Here is a 237-nt window from a genome sequence, read left to right on the forward strand (position 1 = left end):
GCCCAGAGCCATGCTCGCGGGACCATGCAGGAAATCCGGGGGCGATATGGCGACGGACATCTGGTCTTCGTTCTGCGCTGCATCCGTCAAACCGGAAATAATCGCGACGAGCTTTGGTCGGATACGATCGGAGCAGTCTCCGATGTTCTTATGCAGCGTCAGGATTGGGCGCTGCAGCGTCCGGGCGACCTGCTTGACGCCTTCGACGACATCGCACTTGCTTCGCTGCGCTTGGAT

At 59.9% G+C, this 237-nt stretch carries 1 pseudogene; it reads left to right on the forward strand.

The features are described 5' to 3' along the window. Nucleotides 1-237: pseudogene (locus tag ACPYOJ_RS36735) on the forward strand (hypothetical protein); the annotation flags it as partial.

The sequence above is a fragment of the Rhizobium sp. SVR5-9E genome (genome assembly GCF_056755095.1).